This is a genomic window from Frankia canadensis, from assembly GCF_900197875.1.
Lineage (GTDB): Bacteria > Actinomycetota > Actinomycetes > Frankiales > Frankiaceae > Frankia > Frankia canadensis.
Genome location: NZ_FZMO01000330.1, coordinates 1 through 3,380, shown reverse-complemented (window position 1 = coordinate 3,380; position 3,380 = coordinate 1). Strand labels below are relative to the sequence as shown.

The 3,380-nt window shown below is 65.9% G+C and carries 1 protein-coding gene and 1 CRISPR repeat array; the gene reads right to left on the bottom strand.

Annotation, left to right across the window (positions count from 1 at the left end; translation table 11 throughout):
• Positions 1-1,023 precede the first annotated feature (1,023 nt).
• Positions 1,024-1,803: an aminoglycoside 6-adenylyltransferase gene (locus tag C1A33_RS22360; RefSeq protein WP_115538000.1), complete on the bottom strand. Its 780-nt coding sequence runs from the start codon at positions 1,801-1,803 to the stop codon at positions 1,024-1,026.
• 53 nt (positions 1,804-1,856) lie between these two features.
• A CRISPR array of direct repeats spans positions 1,857-3,139; the repeat unit is 30 nt; unit sequence GTTGCGATCCCTCCAGGGATGATCAGCAAC.
• Positions 3,140-3,380 lie beyond the last annotated feature (241 nt).

The window sequence follows — 3,380 nt, the reverse complement described above, 5'->3', positions numbered from 1 at the left end:
TGATGCGGCCTAAAACCGACCGATAGAATGTGTCCGGAAAACGCGGGGCCGATCAATCCTCGAACCCTCCCCCGACGGCCTCTACTACCTCGGCGCCTACGAATGGGCCTGGCAGATCATCGACTGAGCACGCCCCGCTCGGCCCACATCCCGGCCGGCTGCCCAGCCCCGCAGCCGGCCTTCTTCCGCTCGCACTCCCGGACCTCACGCTCGCCCCTGAACCTGCACGCCGGGCCCCGCGATGTTCACGTCGCATGAACAGACCCCCACACAAGGAGCAAAGCAAGCCGACGGTCGCCCGAACCCCCGCCACCACACTCCATGATCATGGAACTCTGGCCCCGGTCGACAGATTATGATCTTGTTCCCACAGGCTCGCCGCTGATCACCTCAGAGGCGACCTTCCGCCACTCAGCGCAGCGACACCGGGCGCCGACGCCCCACCGCCGGATCACAGACCGACCGCGCGAACAGCCAACCGACCACCAACACCAAGCCGCCCCGTGGTCACCAAACCGCGAAGGCACATATGAAGGTCCTGCCCAAGGGCAGGACCTTCCAGGACGAGAGCGCCCCGCGCGCCTCGGCGCACTGGCGGCTATTTCATCAACCGCCTCAGCCTGCCCGGCCAAGACGAACTCGCGCAGCAGCGGCGGATCACCCCCACGGGCGTAGGGAAGACATCCTCACCGCCTTCGACGACAGCGACGCCAACGGAGCACCCCCTCGGGCGTGGGGAGGACGGCCGCGCGGCCCGCCGTGGCCGCCGTGGCCGGATCAGCCCCCCGGCGTGGGGAGGACGTCGAGCAGCGCATCGCCGCGATCATCCGCGTCGGATCACCCCCACGTGGCTGTCCGTTGACAGCGAAGGTGATCCGATGCTGGGTCCTGGCCTGGTCGGATCAGATTCGATGACAGCCGCCGTCGGTGTTAGCGATCTTGTTTTCGGTCGCTGTGCCTGTTTGTGCCAGGGAAGGTGCGCCGGTTCGACATGCTCGGCGTGACCGCGGACGTAGGATTTGATCACGGGCTGGGGATGTTGGCGTCCGGGTTCCGTGCGGTGCGATCGACCTGTCGGAGCATGGCCAGGAGTGGCTCGTGACCACCGACCAGCGATTGATCCCACTTGCCGACCAGCTCGTCGAACACCTGGGTGCAAGATCGGATTGCTGCGGTGATGCCGGTCGTCGTGTAGGTGACTGGAACGGGTGCGGCCCGCTGGGCCCAGGAATCCCACTTCGTCCCGCCGTGGCGATGGTGGTTGGTGCCGGCGTCGCGGTCGCGCAGCAGCATCGCGGCGACGAGGATGTGCCTGGCGAGTTGGAGCGTGAGATGTGCCGCGATGAGCAGGTCTCCGCGGGCTGTCTTGACGGCGGCCAGGACCGCGTCGAACCGATAGTTGTTGATCAATGTCTCCATGGGGTCGTCCTCCGACGGCGCCGGGGTGGTGGTCCGGCGTTGCGGCTGGTCATCGGCGCGCGTCGTGACGGTGATGTCCAGCCGTCGTAGGTCGCGAAAGACCAGTCGCGTCACGTGCCGCGTCGAGGTTCCGCCCTGGTTGATGGCGAACAGCGGCGGCATCTCGCCGAGAAGGCGGTCGACGATTCCGTGAGCGACGCGTTGCGGGTCGTCGGTCACCACCACGAGGTCCAGATCAGACCAGCAATCCAGATCGGGGGCGGGACCGGCCGCCGACCCATGAACGTGAACGTCTCGCACTCGTGGATCTCGACGGGCCAGATCATCTAGCGCAGGTAGAAGTTGCGCCTGCCAGCCGGCGGGCGGAAGGGGAACCTCGTGCACGGTTGCGTCCTCCTCGCTGGCGACCGTCTCGCTGTCGGATGTCTCCTCGAGCGGTTGCGATCCCTCCAGGGATGATCAGCGACGCCGGATCCTCGGGTTCGCGGTGGCGACCAGGCGGTTGCGATCCCTCCAGGGATGATCAGCGACACGCCCGGCGCGCGCTGCTCGACCACCCCGGACCCGATACGTTGCGATCCCTCCAGGGATGATCACGACATAGGCGTCATACAGGCTGACCGCGCACGGGACGCCCGGTTGCGATCCCTCCAGGGATGATCAGCGACCCCGTACCGGCTGTGCCCCGGCGCCACCGCCGGGTTGCGATCCCTCCAGGGATGATCAGCAACTTGCCTCCATCGCGTCGGCCCTCGACCTGTCACCGACGTTGCGATCCCTCCAGGGATGATCAGCAACACGCGGCGCTCCGTGACGCCCACCAGCGGGAGGTCGCCGGTTGCGATCCCTCCAGGGATGATCAGCAACCGGCGACCACCCGGGACCTGAGCCTGATCTGGCCGCTGTTGTTGCGATCCCTCCAGGGATGATCAGCAACACCGACGCGATCGCGGTGCGCGTCACGGGTCCGGCGTTGCGATCCCTCCAGGGATGATCAGCAACGCGCGGCCGGCGGTGGCCCGTCCCCCGGGTGGGGGTGTTGCGATCCCTCCAGGGATGATCAGCAACCCGCCCGTCCGGAAACGGAGGTGCCCGGTAATGCGTTGCGATCCCTCCAGGGATGATCAGCAACAGGACAGCATGATGCACCAGTACATGCCCAAGGGGTTGCGATCCCTCCAGGGATGATCAGCAACCCCTCGGCTACGCGGCGACCGGATGGCAGAGCATGTTGCGATCCCTCCAGGGATGATCAGCAACGTACGCGCGCACGTGGCCGCGGCCTGGGAGGCGAGGTTGCGATCCCTCCAGGGATGATCAGCAACCTGGCCCCTACCGCCCTCGGCATCCTGGGAGATCTCATGGTTGCGATCCCTCCAGGGATGATCAGCAACTTGGCGGGGGGTGTGCCATCGCCGGCGGGCGGGTGTTGCGATCCCTCCAGGGATGATCAGCAACTCCGCCGGGCAGCGGCTGACTCTCCGGAAACGGCGTTGCGATCCCTCCAGGGATGATCAGCAACCGCAGCGGAGCGGGGAGAGCCGGACGGCATCCACTAGTTGCGATCCCTCCAGGGATGATCAGCAACTCGGACTGTTCGAAGGGCAGGTTCTTGACGCGCTGGTGTTGCGATCCCTCCAGGGATGATCAGCAACCTGATGGCCACGCCTACCGTGCCGCTACTCGTCACGTTGCGATCCCTCCAGGGATGATCAGCAACCCCAACCTTAAATCGCAGGTCACAGGCGATGTTAGGCAGCTCGAAAACGCCGATCTTGCAGAGGTCCGGCGGTGATGCATCTGTCCAGGTCAGAATGTTGATCGACTGGCGTATGTACGTCAATCCGGGGCGGGAGGCCGGTGCTGGGGAGCGGTTCGGCGGAACTGTAGACGATGCCCAGCGACCCCCTACCTGCCAAGCTAGGGCGAGACGGTGTGTATCTGGTATCCAATGACTAGGG